Source organism: Frankia umida, from assembly GCF_023242945.1.
GTDB classification, from domain to species: Bacteria; Actinomycetota; Actinomycetes; order Frankiales; family Frankiaceae; genus Frankia; species Frankia umida.
The window spans coordinates 1-15,405 of the sequence record NZ_JALKFT010000023.1; the positions used below are offsets into that span (position 1 = coordinate 1).

General features: G+C 68.3%; 14 protein-coding genes and 1 pseudogene. 3 read left to right on the plus strand and 12 right to left on the minus strand.

Going from position 1 to position 15,405, the window contains the following annotated elements; genetic code table 11:
- Window positions 1-511: 511 nt before the first annotated feature.
- The gene (locus tag MXD59_RS19170; protein ID WP_248826044.1) at window positions 512-1,483 is read right to left on the minus strand and encodes a LysR family transcriptional regulator; all 972 of its coding nucleotides are present in this window, start codon (window positions 1,481-1,483) and stop codon (window positions 512-514) included.
- An 88-nt stretch (window positions 1,484-1,571) separates the two neighbouring features.
- Between MXD59_RS19170 and MXD59_RS19175 the strand changes: the two genes are divergently transcribed.
- Window positions 1,572-2,591, plus strand: a complete 1,020-nt coding sequence (locus tag MXD59_RS19175; RefSeq protein ID WP_248826045.1) for an amidohydrolase family protein — start codon at window positions 1,572-1,574, stop codon at window positions 2,589-2,591.
- Between the two features lie 425 nt (window positions 2,592-3,016).
- Here MXD59_RS19175 and MXD59_RS19180 read toward each other — a convergent pair whose 3' ends face one another.
- From MXD59_RS19180 to MXD59_RS19225, 10 genes and pseudogenes are all read right to left on the minus strand, one after another.
- Window positions 3,017-3,979, minus strand: a complete 963-nt coding sequence (locus MXD59_RS19180) for a transposase family protein (protein ID WP_248826111.1) — start codon at window positions 3,977-3,979, stop codon at window positions 3,017-3,019.
- A 96-nt stretch (window positions 3,980-4,075) separates the two neighbouring features.
- Window positions 4,076-4,660: pseudogene (locus MXD59_RS19185) on the minus strand (IS701 family transposase); the annotation flags it as partial.
- Between the two features lie 150 nt (window positions 4,661-4,810).
- Window positions 4,811-5,902 (minus strand): ABC transporter substrate-binding protein, encoded by a 1,092-nt coding sequence (locus MXD59_RS19190; RefSeq protein WP_248826046.1) that lies wholly within the window; start codon window positions 5,900-5,902, stop codon window positions 4,811-4,813.
- Window positions 5,903-6,337: 435 nt separating this feature from the next.
- Window positions 6,338-6,709 (minus strand): AMP-binding enzyme, encoded by a 372-nt coding sequence (locus tag MXD59_RS19195; RefSeq protein WP_248826047.1) that lies wholly within the window; start codon window positions 6,707-6,709, stop codon window positions 6,338-6,340.
- A complete protein-coding gene (locus MXD59_RS19200; RefSeq protein WP_248826048.1) occupies window positions 6,618-7,814 on the minus strand; it encodes an AMP-binding protein in 1,197 nt (398 codons plus the stop codon). Before MXD59_RS19200 ends, MXD59_RS19195 begins: the two co-directional genes overlap by 92 nt.
- A 72-nt stretch (window positions 7,815-7,886) precedes the next feature.
- On the minus strand, window positions 7,887-8,858 hold the full coding sequence (locus tag MXD59_RS19205; RefSeq protein ID WP_248826049.1) for a cyclase family protein: 972 nt from the start codon (window positions 8,856-8,858) through the stop codon (window positions 7,887-7,889).
- A gap of 33 nt (window positions 8,859-8,891) precedes the next feature.
- Window positions 8,892-10,043 carry a CaiB/BaiF CoA transferase family protein gene (locus tag MXD59_RS19210; RefSeq protein WP_248826050.1) on the minus strand — a complete coding sequence of 384 codons (1,152 nt, stop codon included), beginning with the start codon at window positions 10,041-10,043 and terminating at the stop codon, window positions 8,892-8,894.
- Window positions 10,040-10,837 carry an enoyl-CoA hydratase-related protein gene (locus MXD59_RS19215; RefSeq protein ID WP_308301741.1) on the minus strand — a complete coding sequence of 266 codons (798 nt, stop codon included), beginning with the start codon at window positions 10,835-10,837 and terminating at the stop codon, window positions 10,040-10,042. The genes MXD59_RS19210 and MXD59_RS19215 overlap by 4 nt, the downstream gene beginning before the upstream one ends.
- A gap of 6 nt (window positions 10,838-10,843) precedes the next feature.
- Window positions 10,844-11,278 (minus strand): MaoC family dehydratase, encoded by a 435-nt coding sequence (locus tag MXD59_RS19220; RefSeq protein ID WP_248814837.1) that lies wholly within the window; start codon window positions 11,276-11,278, stop codon window positions 10,844-10,846.
- Window positions 11,275-11,766 (minus strand): FAS1-like dehydratase domain-containing protein, encoded by a 492-nt coding sequence (locus MXD59_RS19225; RefSeq protein WP_248826052.1) that lies wholly within the window; start codon window positions 11,764-11,766, stop codon window positions 11,275-11,277. The genes MXD59_RS19220 and MXD59_RS19225 overlap by 4 nt, the downstream gene beginning before the upstream one ends.
- A 348-nt stretch (window positions 11,767-12,114) precedes the next feature.
- Here MXD59_RS19225 and MXD59_RS19230 point away from each other — a divergent pair, with 348 nt between their 5' ends.
- On the plus strand, window positions 12,115-12,252 hold the full coding sequence (locus tag MXD59_RS19230; protein WP_248826053.1) for a hypothetical protein: 138 nt from the start codon (window positions 12,115-12,117) through the stop codon (window positions 12,250-12,252).
- 118 nt (window positions 12,253-12,370) lie between these two features.
- A complete protein-coding gene (locus MXD59_RS19235) occupies window positions 12,371-13,306 on the plus strand; it encodes an aldo/keto reductase (protein WP_248826054.1) in 936 nt (311 codons plus the stop codon).
- A gap of 100 nt (window positions 13,307-13,406) precedes the next feature.
- On the opposite strand, the gene MXD59_RS19240 is transcribed toward MXD59_RS19235, so the two are convergent.
- Complete coding sequence (locus tag MXD59_RS19240) at window positions 13,407-15,041, minus strand: FadD3 family acyl-CoA ligase (protein WP_248826055.1); 1,635 nt, start codon at window positions 15,039-15,041, stop codon at window positions 13,407-13,409.
- Between the last annotated feature and the right edge of the window lie 364 nt (window positions 15,042-15,405).

Below are 15,405 nucleotides of genomic sequence, written 5' to 3' on the forward strand. Positions count from 1 at the left end.
AGCAAAACTCAACATCGAAAACAGCGGGCGGTCCTCACGGGACCTCACACGCCCAGCAGGCGAAAGATCGAGGCTAGGGCGCGGAACAGGCGGACGGAAATGCGAACAGTGGTTGGCTGTTATTCATCGCGGTGATACCGCCTTGGCCGCGCGCCGCGCTCGAATCACGCCTGCGGGATGCCTGGCCGCGGATCTGGAGGTCTGTAGGTCAGAGAGTCGCGAGGCCTGGCAGGAATCAATGGCGCGGATCGCCGGTATTCACAAAAGAAGTTTCCGCCGGACGTTGCCGCGGACCGATCCTGACAAGGCGACGGCGGGAGCGCCGGCCCGCGGGAGCCGACGCTCCCCTGCTTTCGGTCCCGATGACCGACCGCGACGGTCAGCTGGCCAGGGCGAGGTCGACCGCGGCCTGTTCGCCGCGTCTCCCGTCAAGTCCCCGCTCACGGACGAAGGGGTCCTGAGATGACCGCATGCACGTGCCAGCCCGCGTGACGCCGTGAGGGCAGGTGTCTTATCCGGTGGCCGCGGCGGCCGGCGGGAACTCCATGCGGGCCACCTCGAACAGCTGCTGGCGCAGCCAGACATGGCCAGGGTCCCGGTTACGCCGGGCGTGCCAGTACGCCGACTCGCGCAGCGGCCGCAGGGGCATCTCCGGCTCCAGCAGCCGGATCTGCGCCGCCTCGGCGACCCGCGTGGCCAGCCGTTCCGGCAGTACCGCCACGAGGTCCGTTCCCGCGAGGAGAAAGGCCATGGTCACCATGCTGCTGGAGGTGGCCGCCACCCGGCGCGCGCAACCGGCGGCGTCCAGCTCCTCCTCCACGAGGGAGCGGTGTCCCTGGGTGACGTATCCCAGGTAGGGCGAGCGGCTCAGCAGATCGGCGGTGAGGCGGTCCCCGGCGTGGGGATGATCGCGCCACACCACCCCGACGAACCGTTCCCGAATGACCGGGATCCGCGAGCAGCCCGGGATCAAGGCCGGGTCGACGATCCGGTCCGGCAGGATCGCGAGGTCGACCTCGTCCCGGTGGAGAGCCTCCAGGTAGCGCAGGCCGACCGGGGTGGCGTCCACCTGGAGGCCCGCGGCCAGGCCGATGAGGCGCGCGATCAGAGGTCGCAGCAGGGTCGCGGCGACGTAGTCGCTGCCGATGACCGAGAAGCGGCGCGAGTCCGTGGTGGGGTCGAACGTCGGCGGCCGGGCGATCGTCTGCTCGATCGTCGCCAGTACCTCGCGCACGGGCTCGATGAGCGACTCCGCGCGGGGGGTGAGTTCGAGATAGCGGCCGTTCTTGTGGAGTAGCTCGTCGTCGAGGACGCGCCGGAGCCGGGCGAGCGCCGTGCTGGTGGCTGGCTGGGACAGGTGCAGGCTTTCCGCCGCTCGCGTCACGTTCTTCTCGCGTAACAGCGCGTCGAGTACGACCAGCAGGTTGAGATCGATCTGTCCGAGTTTCACAGGCCCGCCCACCCCTTCGTCGATGGTGGTCACGACCCTGAATCGCGAAGTACCACAGTGTCAGGGTTTGGGCTTAGAACCTACCGAACGTCCTCGATGTCCCGCAAGGAGTGATCATCGCGTGCCTTCCGTACCTGCCATCGACGTCCACGCCCACGTCGCGGTTCCCGAGGTCGATGCGTTCCTCGAGGGACAACCGGGACTCGCGCGGCAGCGCGGAGTGGACGCGGCCACCCTCGGTCCCGCCTCGCTGCAGCTCAACCTTCAGCAGCTGAGCGGCCTCGGGGCGAAGCTGACGGATCTCGACCTGCGGCTGACCGCCATGGACGCCGCCCGGGTGGACGTCCAGGCGGTGAGCGCGGTGCCACTGCCGCACGCCTGGGCCGACCGCGACCTCGCCGCCCGGATCGTGGCGGCGAGTAACGCGTCCGTCGCCGCCTTCTGCGCGAAGGACCCCCGCCGGTTGGTGCCCATCGGCACGGTGTCGCTCCAGCACCCCGATCTGGCCGTCCGCCAGCTGGAGTCCGCCGTCGACGACCACGGCATCCGCGGGGTGCAGATCTCGACATCCGCCGGGCCGGGCCGTGAGCTCGACGATCCGTCGCTGGAGGACTTCTGGGCGGCCGCGGCGGCGCTCGACACCGCAGTCCTGATCCATCCGTGGGGCTGCACCCTGGGCGAGCGGCTGAACGCCTATTACCTGTTCAACAGCGTCGGCAATCCGACCGAGACGGCACTCGCGCTGTCCCGCATCCTGTTCTCCGGCGTGCTGGAGCGGAACCCGCGGCTGCGGATCTGGTCCGCGCATGGCGGCGGGTACCTGGCCAGCTATGTCGTCCGCGCCGACCACGCCTGGGCCGCTCGCGGCGACGCCCACACCACTGCCGAGCCGCCGTCGGCCCTGCTGCGCCGGACGTTCGTCGACTCGCTGGTCTACACCCCGGAGCAGTTGCGGCACCTGGTCGGGGTCATGGGCGCCGGGCAGGTCACCCTCGGCAGCGACTACCCGTTCGACATGGGCGTCGAGGACCCGGTGGACCGGCTCGAAGCCGCCGGCTTCGATGTTGCCACGACCGAGGGGATCCGTGGTGGCAACGCCGCTCGCCTGCTCGGCCTCGCCACCTCTGGAGCGGACTGGTGAAGAACCACGACATCACCGCGGACTTCGGTCGCGGGAGGACGTGAGCATCACGGCCCCGGGCGAGGTGCGCCCAGGGCCGTGGGGGTGGGGGATGCGGCAGGATCCGGGCCGCTACGCGCGGGCCGGACCCGGACTCCGCGCTCGGCGCGGAGTCCGGGTCCGCATCCTGAGCCACCCCGCTCTCGGTCTCGGCAACCCCCGACTTGGAGTTCTCCGTCTCGGAGTTCTCGGCAGACGTCTTGTTGGTGTCCCGCAGGGGCAACTCGCGGATCAGCCAGGCGACCACGAAGGTCAGGACGCCCACGATGGCGCCGCCGATCGCGACCACGTGCAGCCCGTTCGTGACCGCGTCGGCAAAGGCGTCCTGCACCGTCTGCGGCAGCGTACGCAGCAGCTCCGGAGTCAGGTCCTGGTCCACTGGCGCGCTACCCGCACCGCTGGAGCCGAGCCGGTCGGCGAGCGTGTCCTCGACGGAGTTGGTGAACAGGGATCCCAGCAGCGCCACGCTGAGCGAACCACCGATGAGTCGGGCCAGGGTGTTCGCGCCGTTGCCGGCGCCCATGTCGCGGATCTCCACGCTGTTCATGGTGATCACCACGGTGTTCTGGATGAGGCATCCCACCCCGAGCCCGACGACGACCGCGAGCAGTGAGCCGACCAGCGTGTTGGTGTCGCTGTCGATCAGCAGCAGGGTCAGCATACCGATGGTTACCAGTGCACCGCCGAGGATCGGAAAGATTCGGTATTTGCCCCTTTTTTCGACCAGAATGGCCGTCAGGACCATCGAGGCTTATGCAGAACTCGTGGAATAGAAATCTCGTGGAATAGAAATAGAGTGCCCGGATCGCGGAGAATGCTGTGGGGTAGGTCGAGAGGGGGTGCCGGTAGTCGGTGTGTACCGCCCGCCAGGTCTTGAAGTTGGCGATGGATCTTTCGATGACATATCGGAGGGAGCTGGTTTCCTTGTTGAGGGTGGCCTGTTCTGTGGTGAGTCTGCCGCCGGGTGGCTTGCGGGTTGGGACGGTGATTCCGGTGCCGAGGTAGCCCTTGTCGCCGAGGGTGTTGCTCGGGTCGAGGATCGTGAGGACGCCGGACTTTTCTACGGCGTTGCTGTCGTGGAGGGAGCCGGGCAGCGGATCGGAGACGTGGACCAGCCGGCCGCCGAGGGTGGAGACGAACTGGTGGTTGTGCCCGGTCGTGTGGTGCTTGCCTGAGCACAGGTCCGGACGGGATGTCCAGGACCAGCAGGGCAGCAGGGATCCGTCCACCACGGCGGTCGTGCCGTGGAGCGCCTCGTCGAGGGTGGGGACCCAGTCCTCGAGCACGTCGGCGATCACGGCCTCGATCGTGGCGATCGCACGGGAGACGGTCGTCTGGTCGACGAACATCAGCTCCGCGATGACGTCTTCGGTCACGTTGTTCTTGACATAGATCAGGGTTGCCTTGACGGCCTGTTCGAGTGTGAGCGCTTTCGGTCGTCCGATGGGTGCGTCCCACGCGAGGGCATCGACCCGGAAACGCCCAGCGGCCGTGGAGACCTTCGTGTCTTTCTTGATGGCGAGGACGTAGCCGATCCGGTCTGGCACGCCTGCCGCCGCGCACCGGGCCCGGTCCTCGGTCCAGCTCTCGGGGAGATAAAGCTCCCGGTCGACCAGTGCCCGCCCCCTGGCGGAAACATAGGCGGCGAACACCCCGATCTGACAGTTCTCAATACGGCCGGCCGTGCCACTGTACTGACGTTGCACCCCTGCCGAGGAGGTTCCTTTCTTCACGAAGCCCGTCTCGTCGACCACCAGTACCCCGTCCGGTTCGACCAGATGCTCCACCGCATAGGCCGTGACCACGTCGCGTACCCTGTCGGCGTTCCACGCGTACTCGTTCAACAACCGCTGCATCTTCTGCGGTCCGGACTCCCGGCTGAACTCCGCGAGCGTCCACCTGTTCTTCCGTTCGGTCCGAGACAGCAATCCCGCCACATACGCCCGTGCCTGCGCCCGGGGCTGATCAGACCGGAAGCAGTCTTCCATCCGGCCGAACAGCTCCTCCAACCCCGCCTCCCACATCGCCACATCCACCTCGGATACACTCTGAGCCGCGGCCACCGCGGTCTCTCGCTTTGTTTCCACAAAACATGGAGAAACACACGGTGGCCGCTCGTCCGCCCACACCACACCGCACCCGAAACAAGAGATCACACGCCGACCACTGGCGCTGTAGTACTAGGGGATCGGACTGGCGCCGACGACGTGGTATGCGGACGGCTGGCCCTTGCCGTCCAGCTGTGCGGTCAGGCCACCGCGAGTGCACACCGCCGGGGTGACCGGGTAGGCCCTGCCGTTGCAGCGGAACCTCAGGCCACCGGCCCCCGGGATCTCCTTCTCCGGCATCGACTTGAGCGTCGAGATGACCGTGGCCGGGGTGATGGCGCCCCTGATGTCCGCCAGTGCGGTCTGGAAGGCGCCCAGCTCCGCGAACATGTCCATGCCGATGGCGTCGTCGGTGTCGATGTTCTTGCCGTAGGCCGCCACGACTGCCTTGTACAGCCGGGTCGACGGGTTGTCGTTGTTCACCGGCGCCACCGCGTTCACCGTGACCCGCTCCAACACATCCGCCGGAACCGCCTTACGGGTCGCATCCGTGATGCACGGCCCGATCGCGAAGTACGGGCCGGTGAAACCAGCCGTGCGCAGAGCATTGAACGCGCTGATGCAGAACGCGTCGTTGCCAACGATCTCGACGACACCCGGTGCGCTGCCGGACAGGCCCTGCAACTGAGGGGTCATGTCCGCCGTACCCAGCGGGATGGGGATCAGCTTGACTTTGATCCCGGCCTTCTTCAGTACCGCCGCGTTCTCACCCTCGAACTGGGCCAGCGCCGGCGGCACGTCGATGACGATCCCGGTCAGATTCTTGGTCTTCGCCTTCTCCGCCAACGGCAGGATCCCGCCGACCACGAGACCGTTCGGGTCACCCAGGATGAAGGTCGACTGGGCGTCCTGCAGCTGTTCCGGGATGGTCGTCGAGAAGAAGAGCACCGGGATCTTCGCCGCGTGCAGCGGGGGCCAGATGGTCTGGGCCACCGCGGACGCACCCACGACCACAGCCGACACCTTCTGCTCGATCGCCTGGTTCGCGCAGTCGGCGCCCCTGCTCGGATCGTTCGCCGTCTCACACGTGACCAGCTGGATCGGTCGGCCACCGATACCGGAACGACGCTCGTTGAGGAACTTGACGGTCGCGTCCGCCGTCCGCAGCTCGATCGAGGTGTCACTGGACGGAGCCTTGCCGTCCGAGATCAGACCGATCTTCACCGGGGCCCCCGCAGCGCGTGCCACCGGACCCAGCGGCGCCGTACTGTCCGCGGCGCTGGTCGTGGCACCCGAGGTGGCCCCCCCGCCACCATCGCTGCCGCTGCTCCCACAGCCAGCTGCCACCGCCAGCAGCACTCCTGTGGATAAGGCGGCAACGGCCACGCTCTTGCGCGGCTTTTTCCACCCAGACCGGGGGCGCCCCGAATCCGCTCGGTGGCGGAGCGCGCCAAAACGATTTTCGACTGTGAACATATAATTCCTGACCTCTTCGCTCATTGCCCCGCGCAGACAGCCTGCGCGACGCCGCCCGACTCCTGAACGTGCACCATTCCACTTTTCAGACTCGCCTCTCCCAGTCCGAACGTCGCGCCCGTCCCACGAACGTCCTGCCTGGGAACCGACGGCAACCACGACAACCGCCCAGAAACGTCTGGATCAACTATTGTTTGCGGCCTGGAGTCTGAGTTGCGCTTTTATGATTTTCCCGGTTGAGGTGCGGGGGAAGTCGTCAACGATCTGGACGTGTTCGGGTGTCTTCTGTCGACCCAGACCGGCGTTGATCAGACGTTCGCGCAGCTCGGTGAGGGTGGGTGCTGGCGTCCCGGGGGACAGGCGGAGGATCGCGCAGGGCTTTTCGCCAAAGCGTTCGTCCGGCACGGCGACGACCGCCACTTCGACGACGCCGGACATGGTCTGGAGGATGAGCTCTTCGACCTCAGCGGCGCTGATGTTCTCCCCGCCCCGGATGATGATGTCCTTTTTCCGGTCGGTGATCGTGAGGCGGCCCGTCGCGTCGAGAACGCCCACGTCCTCTGTCCGGTACCAGCCAGCGGGACCGCGCGTCGTCCTCGTGGCGGGAGCCGGTGATCGACGGATGCTCGGTCGAGCCGTACATGCGAACCACCGACACGCCCGCCGCCGCGGCCTTCTCGGTGAACGCCGCCGGTATGGACGCGCCTCCGAGGCCCACGTGGCGGATATGGCGCATGTGGTCGTCGGTCAGGTCGGGATGATCGAGCAGGCTGCCAAGGAAGTAGGCGGACCCGGAGCCGGCGGCCAGGCCATGCTTCGCGACGATGGCGAGCACTCGGGCGGGATCCCAGACGTCGATCAGATGGACGGGCTGGCCGTTGCGCAGCGGTAGTTGCAGGCCGCCCTGCATGCCCATGAAGTGGCCGACCGGGGTGCCGGTCAGAGACGGTCGGTCTCCGCCCGCGTTCATGCCACCCAGCTGGTTCGCTTCCGCGCAGATGGTGTTGTGGGTGTGGATGACCCCCTTGGGGGCCGCGGTCGTGCCGGACGTGTAGGCGATGATCGCTGGCGAGTCCGGGTCGGTTCTGGTTGCCTCGACCAGCGGGACGCCGATGTTCTCCAGCGCCTCGAACGGGATGGCCTGTGCCGGGAGAGTCCTGTTGTCCGCGCCGACGATGGCGACCACGGACAACGAGGGAACGTCCTGGCAGACCTCGGCCAGGTCGTCGAGGTAGCTCCGTCGTCCGAACCCCGCCGCGGTGATGAAGGCGGAGACCTCGGTTCGGCGCAGGATGTACGAGACCTCCCTGGGGCCGTAGAAGTGGACGATGGGAACGACGACCGCTCCCAGGAACGCGGTCGCGTAGTAGGTCACCGCGGCCTCCACCCAGTTGGGCAGCTGGAAGGCGACGGCGTCCCCGGGCCGCACGCCGCGGGCGCTCAGGCCGCCGGCCAGGGCGAGCGCCCGCCTGCGTAGCGCGGCATACGAGCCTGTCCAGGGCCGCTCCAGAGAATGAACCTGAAACGTCTGCTCGCCGTGTGCGCGCAGCGCCTGGTCGATCATCACACCCAGCGGGACGTCGGCCCATAAGCCGTCCTGTCGGTACCGCGCCGCGAGGTGCGAGGGCACGGCCCGGGTATGCAGATGCTGCAGTGACACGGCGATATCCTCAGTGCTCGGGCAGGTACGGCGACATGCCGGCGACCTGCCACACCGGATGCGACCCGGAGGTCAGAACGTCGCGATCGGGTTCACGGGACTGCCGCTCGTGCCGGCGAAACGGACCGGGCACACCGACAGCTGGAAGTCCCACTGCTTCAGCCGCGCCGCGGTCGAGGCGCAGGCTTCCAGGTCACAGTTGTCGACCAGCCACAGGCCCATCGCGACCAGTCCGACGGCATGTACCGGCATGAAGATCTCGGCGTAGCCGCTGGGGTTCACGTCCTGCGCGGTGTCGGCACCGATGTAGGCGACGTCGCGCTCGCGCAGCCAGGGCAGGCAGGCGGCATGCCAGCCTGCCTGCTGGTACGAACCCTCCTGCGCCCACTCGCTGCCGGTCGCATGGCGGCGGCGGCCGTGGCCGGTCCGCAGCAGCACGGCGTCACCGGGCTGGACCCGGACGTTCTGGCGCCGCTCGGCCGCCTCGAGGTCGGCGGGTACGACCGGTTCGCCCGGCTCGAGGGCGTCGACGCCGCGTACGGCCGGGATATCGAGCAGAATCCCGCGCGTGACCATGCCGTCGGCGGCGGCCGTCACCGCTCCCCAGGTGGCCCCGTCGTTCGGGTCGACGAGGTCCGCCCCGCGGCCGTTGTACATCGTCCCGTTCCAGAAGATGTGGCTCAGGGAGTCCACGTGCGTGTAGGCCCCGCCATGAAACGTGAAGGTGAGCGATTCGGCGGAAAAACCCCAACCGTGATCGTGGGCCTCCGTGGGTATCCCGCCCGCGTCCTGCGACAGCTCGGCGACCCGTGGCACCGCGTGCGTCGCGCGCTCCAGCACGCCGGGGCCGACCTGGACCTCCCACGCGCAGGAGACGCTGATACCGTGGCGCACCGCTGCGGCGGCCCGCAGGCGGGACTCGGCATTGATGTGGTTCAGGGTGCCGAGCTGGTCGTCGTCGCCCCATCGGCCCCAGTTGGACAGGCTGTCGAAGTAGCCGAGAACGTCGTCCTGCGTGGGTAAGGGAGCCTGGTCGGATGTCATGATAAAGCCCTCTCTCCCTGATCCTGAACCGGATCAGATTCGCGGATCGCTCTGCCGCACGACGCCATCGTCGAGCAGTCGTTTCACTGTGTCCGGAGCAAGGCCGAGTCCGGTCAGGACGTCGATCGTGTGATCGCCGGGCAGAGCCGGGCGGCCGGGCGATGCTGGCGGTGTCTTCGAGAACCGCGGTGACGGCGCCGGCTGCCGCACACCGTCGACGTCGACGAACGTGCCACGGGCGACGTTGTGCGGGTGGCTCGGAGCCTCGGCCAGGCTCAGTACCGGAGAGGCGCACGAGTCCGGGGTGACCAGATCGCGTTCCCACTCCTCGCGGGTGCGTTCGCGAAAGCGAGCCGCCATTGCCCTGCCGTGCCGGTCCCACGCCTCATGGTCGTCATAGTCCTGCGGCACCTCGACGCCGAGCCGGGCACACAGCTCGGTGTAGAAACGGCTCTCCAGCGCGCCGACGGCGAAGTGCCCGCCGTCAGCCGTCTCGTAGGTCCGGTAGAAGTGGGCGCCGCCGTCGGTCAGGTTCGCCTCGCGCCGGTCCCGCCAGGTTCCCTGGGCGAGCATTCCGTAGAACACCGCCATCAGCGTGGCCGAACCGTCCAGCATGGCGACGTCGACCACCTGCCCGGTACCCGACCGGGCCGCCTCGAGGATGCCGGCCAGCAGGCCGACGGCCAGCAGCATGCCGCCTCCGCCGAAGTCACCCAGAACGTTCAGCGGCGGTACGGGACGCTCGGCCGGCCCGCTCGCGTGCAGCGCCCCGCTCAACGCGATGTAGTTGATGTCATGCCCGGCCATCTGGGCGTACGGCCCGTCCTGCCCGTAACCGGTCATCCGGGCGTACACGAGTCGCGGGTTACGCGCCCGCAGGTCCTGCGGACCAATGCCCAGGCGTTCGGCCACCCCGGGCCGGTAGACATCGACAAAGGCGTCGGCGTGCTCGATGAGCGTGTGGATGAGCTCCAGGCCCTGTCTGTTCTTGGCATCGAGGGCGATGGAGCGCTGGCCCCGGCGCAGGACGACGTCCACCGGTGGGGGCGCGCCGACCTCGCTGGGACGGTCGATCCGGACAACCTCGGCGCCGAGGTCTCCCAGCAGCATCCCGGCGAACGGGCCTGGGCCGAGACCGCCCATCATGACGATCCGGACGCCGGACAGTGGGCCGGCGGCGGTCACCGCCTGCTCCAGGCGGCCCGGGCCTGCGCCGCCTCCACGGTGGCATGCGTGATGACCTGATTGCGGTTCTCCACCTCGAGTGCGGCTGCCAGGCTCGGGGCATCGGTGTTGAGCTGCAGGGCTCGTTTCGTCATCGCGACTCCCAACGGCGAGTGCGAAGCAATCACGGTGGCGGTCTCCATCGCGCGCGCGAACAGCTCCCCGTCGGGGTGGACGGCGCTCACCAGCCCGGTCCGCAGCGCCTCGTCGGCGGCCACCAGCCGCCCGGTGAGCATCCAGTCGGCGGCCACGCTCGTCCCGACGACGCGCGGCAGGTGGTAGCTCATCCCCATCTCGGCACCGGACAGGCCGAGGCGGATGGCGGCGTTGCCGAAACGGGCGGAGGCGGCGCAGATCCGGATGTCGGCGGCCAGGCAAAGCGCGAGCCCGCCGCCGACCGCCACCCCGTTCACGGCGGCGACCACCGGTTGGGGGAGCGCGCGCAGGGCCTCCGGCAGCGCGGCCATCATCTCCTGGAACCGGAGCCGGTCGATCGCCGGCGCCTGCGGGCCAGGTACGTCCGGCCCGAAGCCACGCAGGTCGATCCCGGAGCAGAAGCCACGGCCGGCGCCGGTCAGCACCACCACCCGGACCGCACGGTCGCCGGCGATCGACGCGCAGGTGTCGCGCAGCGCGTCCGCCAGCGTCGCGTTGATCGCGTTGAGCCGGTCGGGGCGGTTCAGCCGGAGCACGGCCACTTCATCCGATCGCTCCAGGACCACCACGTCTGAGTCTGGTGCCGGGGTCATACCCATCGGTTCCTAGCCGTCATGGTCCTGGTCCACCCGCGCGGTCGCATAACCACTGATCACCTCGATACCGTCGCCGTTCACGGTCACCACCTCGAGATCGACCAGATCCTGGCCGTCTGACTCCCGGACCGCCGTCACTGTCAACCGGGCCGTCAGCGCGTCCCCCGGCCACACCTGACTGCGGAACCGCACGCCATAGCGGACGAGGCGGCCATCGCCCACCCAGTCGGTCAGCGCCCGCGCCGTCATTCCCATCGTCAACATGCCATGCGCGAACACCCCCGGGTATCCGGCCACCTCCCGGGCGTACACCTCGTCGGTGTGCATCGGATTGAAATCGCCCGACACACCCGCGTACATCACCAGCTGGGTCCGGGTCAGATCTCGCGTGAGCACCTGCTCATGGATGTCTCCCACGGCGAGATCCCTGCCGCGCAGGCTCATGCACTCTCCTCGGCATCGACCGTGCGCTCCGGCCGCACAATAATGTTACGGCTCGTGAGTATCAGTTCACCCTTGGCGTCCCGGTACTCCGAAATCGTCTCCTCGAAACGGAGCCTGCCGCCGCGCCGGCCGACCTTCTCCCAGGCCTTTCCGGACCGGAGGGTCACCGTCAGCACATCGCCGGGCCGAATGTGGCGGTGATACTCGAAATGCTGCTCCGCATGCAGACCGCCACTGTGCGGCGCGGGCTGAGTGGTTCCGGTCGGGGTTCTCCCCGAGCCGAACCAGGGTTCCCCGACCATCGGCCGCAGCGCCCAGTCGGGGTTGTAGTGCGCACCGCTCTGGACGAACGTCGGGGGCGCGATGATGCTGCCGGCCTCGGACTCCGCTGCGGCGACCGGATCGGAGTACACCGGATTCGGGTCGCCCACCGCTCGTGCGAAGAGCATGATCTGGCCGGCTTCAACCGGAAAGCTGAACTCGGTCACGCCCACCTCCACAGTCCCGCTGGCCGCTCCCGCCCCACCGGCCCCCTCGCCGACGCAGGAGTGGTCACAACGCAGCGTGGTCACGACGCAGGATGGTCACGGACCGGCTCGAGTGCGTCCTCGGGCCAGCGGCGGGAGCGTACCGCAGCATCGAAACCGACGTCGAATTTCAGTCGATCAGCCTGCCCGCCAGGCCGGCTGGAGCCGGTCCTGGCGACGGCTCCCCTTACGGCGGTCGGGTGGAGGGGCATTGTCGTTGCGGGTGCGGGTGCGGGTGCGGGTGCGGGTGCGGGTGCGAGGGTGAGGCGTTAGCGTGCGTCAGGTGGAAACCGATGTCGGATTCGAATAATGACCCTGTTCGATCCGGTGGCCTTCATCGACGAGATCGACACGCTGTCGACCGACGGCCGGCGGAAGATCATGGGTGCCAACCTCGCCAAGGTGATGGGCATCGACCCGAGCGTCAAGGTCCTCACCTCAGCCTGAGTGGACTCTCCGACCCAGGACAACGGACGATGGTTCCAGTCCTGCAGGACCGGTAGCAGCCGGGACGGTCGGTCCGCAGGGGGCCGAACCGTGCCGCCATCTGAACAGGGGACCTGCCATGGAGCATCGCCCGCTCGGCAGCACCGGACCCGCCGTCTCGATCGTGGGACTGGGTTGCAACAACTTCGGCATGCGTCTCGACGCGGCCGGCAGCGCCGCGGTCGTCGGCGCCGCCCTGGAGCACGGGATCACGCATTTTGACACGGCCGAGATGTACGGGGCCGGAAGATCCGAGGAGTACCTGGGCACGGCCCTCGGCGCCCGCCGGGACGAGGCGGTCATCGCGACCAAGGTCAACCGTCGGCCGAAGGGAGAGGCCTACCAGCCGGGGGCGCTGCGGCGACGGATTGTCGAGGCGGCCGAAGGCAGCCTGCGCCGTCTGGGCACCGACCGGATCGATGTTCTTTACCAGCACTACGTCGACGAGGAGGCTCCGCTGGAGGAGGCGATGGCGACCTTCGACGAGCTGGTGCGTTCGGGCAAGGCGCTGCACATCGCCTGCTCGAACGTCGACGCTGGGCAGATCGAGGCCAGGGCCGCATACGCCGCGGAGCACGGTGTCACCGCGTTCACCGCGGCCCAGATCGAGTGGAACCTGCTCGAGCGGGCGGTCGAACCGGAGATCGTCCCGGCCGCCCGGAAGGCGGACATGGGGATCGTGCCCTACTTCCCGCTCGCTTCGGGCCTGCTGAGCGGCAAGTACCGGGCGGGCGAGCCGTTTCCCCCCGGCACCCGGCTGGCCGCCAACGCGTACTTCGCCGCAGTCGCGACTGAGGAGAACTTCGCCTACGTCGAGGCGCTGACCGCGTTCGCGGCCGAGCGGGGTCACTCGGTGCTCGAGCTGGCCATCGCCTGGCTGGCCGCGCAGGATGGCGTGGCCTCGGTCATCGCCGGGGCGACCAGGCCCGATCAGATCGCGGCGAACGTCGCCGCGGCCGGCTGGCAGCTGACGGCGGACGACCTGGCGGTACTTCCCCACCCGGTGTCCGAGTAGGCAGCTCGCGGCCGCGCCAGCAGGTGGGGTCCGCAGGCGGCGCGCGCCACCTGCTCTCGATGTTGTCGGGCGGCGGCACCCGGGCGCCCCAGGCCTGCCGTCAGGTCTTCTTCTCCTCGTGGTTGGGTGCGATCGGGGTCGTCGCCGCCTGCTCGCGAAGGTGCTGCTTGACGACCTTGCCGGTGGCGTTCAGGGGAAGCGCGTCGATCACCTGCACGTACCGGGGGACCTTGTAGTTCGCCATCCGCTCACGCGACCAGGTGACGAGCTCGCCCGGTGTCGTCACCGCCCCCGGGCACAGGACGACGAACGCCATGCCCACCTCACCGAGCCTTCCGTCGGGGACACCGATCACCGCGGCCTGCTCGATGTCGGGGTGGCCCAGCAGGATGTTCTCGATCTCGGCCGGGTAGGTGTTGAAGCCGCCGACGATGAACATGTCCTTCGCCCGGCCGACGATGCGCAGCAGACCGGCATCGTCGATCGTTCCCAGATCGCCGGTACGCAGCCAGCCGTCGGCCGAAAGCACCTCGGCCGTGGCGGCGGGATCGTCGAGGTAGTGCGACATCACGGTGGCGCTGCGCAGCTGTATCTCGCCGGGCTGCCCCCCTGGCAGGACCCGACCGTCGCCGTCGACGATGTGCAGCTCGACACCCGGGCGACGCCGCCCCACCGTCGTGGCGATGGTCCGCGCATCGTCCGTGAGCGAGGTGCCGGTGGCGGTGCCGCCCTCGGTCAGCCCATAGCCGGCGAGGACGTCGGTGAAGGGCAGCTCCTCGAGCACACGCTGGATCAGCGTGACCGGGATGTCCGCGGCCCCGGTCACGGCCAGGCGAAGGCTGGAAAGATCGTAACGGTCGCGTTCGGGATGGTCGAGGATCGCCTGATAGAGCGTCGGTGGACCAGGCAGTACGGTCACCTTCTCCTCGACCACGCGGCGCAGCACCTGCCCGACGTCGAACACCGGCTCGGGCAGCATCGTCGCACCGGCCACGAGGGCGGCGAGAACACCGGACTTGAGGCCGAACATGTGGAAGAACGGGTTGACCATGAGATAGCGATCGCCTGTTGCGAGGCCGGTCATCGCCACCCAGTCCTGGGCTGCCTGCAGTGTGGAGCGGTGCGTGTGCACGACTCCCTTCGGCTGACCGGTCGTGCCGGAGGTGAAAATGATGTCCGACACGGTGTCGGGCGTGAGTGCCGCGGCGCGGCGGTCCGCCTCGCCGCGCGTGGCATCAGTCGCCCGGGCCAGGAACTCCGGCCAGGGCACGGTCGCTGTTCGCGTGTCGGATGTGTCGGATGTGTCGGATGTGTCGGTGGTGACCGTGGTCGCGAGTGCGGTCAACTCGACTCCGGCGCCGCGCAGGAGGGTGACGTAGTCGTTGCCGAGGAAACCTGAGGTCGTGACCAGCAGTCGGACCTGGGCCCGGCGCAGAATGCCGGCCGCCTCGGCGCCCTTGAAACGGGTGTTCACAGGGACCAGTGATGCGCCGACCTGGAACACTCCGAGAGCCGCGACCACCCACTCGGGGCTGTTCGGGGCCCAGATGGCGACGCGGTCACCCACGTGTATGCCAGTGGAGACGAGAGCGGCACCGAAGGTGCGAACCTGCTCGTGTAACTCGCCGAAGGTCAGGGGGCTGTTCTGGTCCGCGACGGCCTGATGCTCCGTGAAACTCCCGACTGCCGCGGCGAGTGTCTCGGGTATCGTTCTGGCCGGGCCCACGACGCACATTTTCGCCTCCTCCAGATCTGACTACGCAGGGTCAGAAGCAGGGCATGTTTCCGTATCGCGCAACGGTTTGCCCGGTCAGTATGACGTCTGTTAGTTTGAATCCGCGAAGATCCGCGCTGACCGGTGTTCCCAGCCGACCTTCCCCAGATCTGGTCTCCAGGTCAGGGCCGTTCTGGTGTGCGCCTGGGACGCAAAACAACGATAGCTTTCTTTGCCCTGAGAAGCCACCCCCGACCGTGTGGCCGGATCGCCTCACGACGTCGCCGACGATAAGGATCAAATGTGGATGGTGCAAGTCCGCTTCTGGAACTCGGCCTACGTGTCCAGCTCGACGAGGATTCTGTTTCTGGGCAGGCGGAGGTGA

Excerpts from the sequence above, each read along its gene's own strand:
- MXD59_RS19240 (WP_248826055.1), bottom strand. The coding sequence starts at position 15,041 with ATGTGCGTCGTGGGCCCGGCCAGAACGATACCCGAGACACTCGCCGCG.
- MXD59_RS19230 (WP_248826053.1), top strand. The coding sequence starts at position 12,115 with ATGACCCTGTTCGATCCGGTGGCCTTCATCGACGAGATCGACACGCTG.
- MXD59_RS19215 (WP_308301741.1), bottom strand. The coding sequence starts at position 10,837 with ATGGGTATGACCCCGGCACCAGACTCAGACGTGGTGGTCCTGGAGCGA.
- MXD59_RS19180 (WP_248826111.1), bottom strand. The coding sequence starts at position 3,979 with ATGTTCGTCGACCAGACGACCGTCTCCCGTGCGATCGCCACGATCGAG.
- MXD59_RS19205 (WP_248826049.1), bottom strand. The coding sequence starts at position 8,858 with ATGACATCCGACCAGGCTCCCTTACCCACGCAGGACGACGTTCTCGGC.
- MXD59_RS19220 (WP_248814837.1), bottom strand. The coding sequence starts at position 11,278 with ATGAGCCTGCGCGGCAGGGATCTCGCCGTGGGAGACATCCATGAGCAG.
- MXD59_RS19235 (WP_248826054.1), top strand. The coding sequence starts at position 12,371 with ATGGAGCATCGCCCGCTCGGCAGCACCGGACCCGCCGTCTCGATCGTG.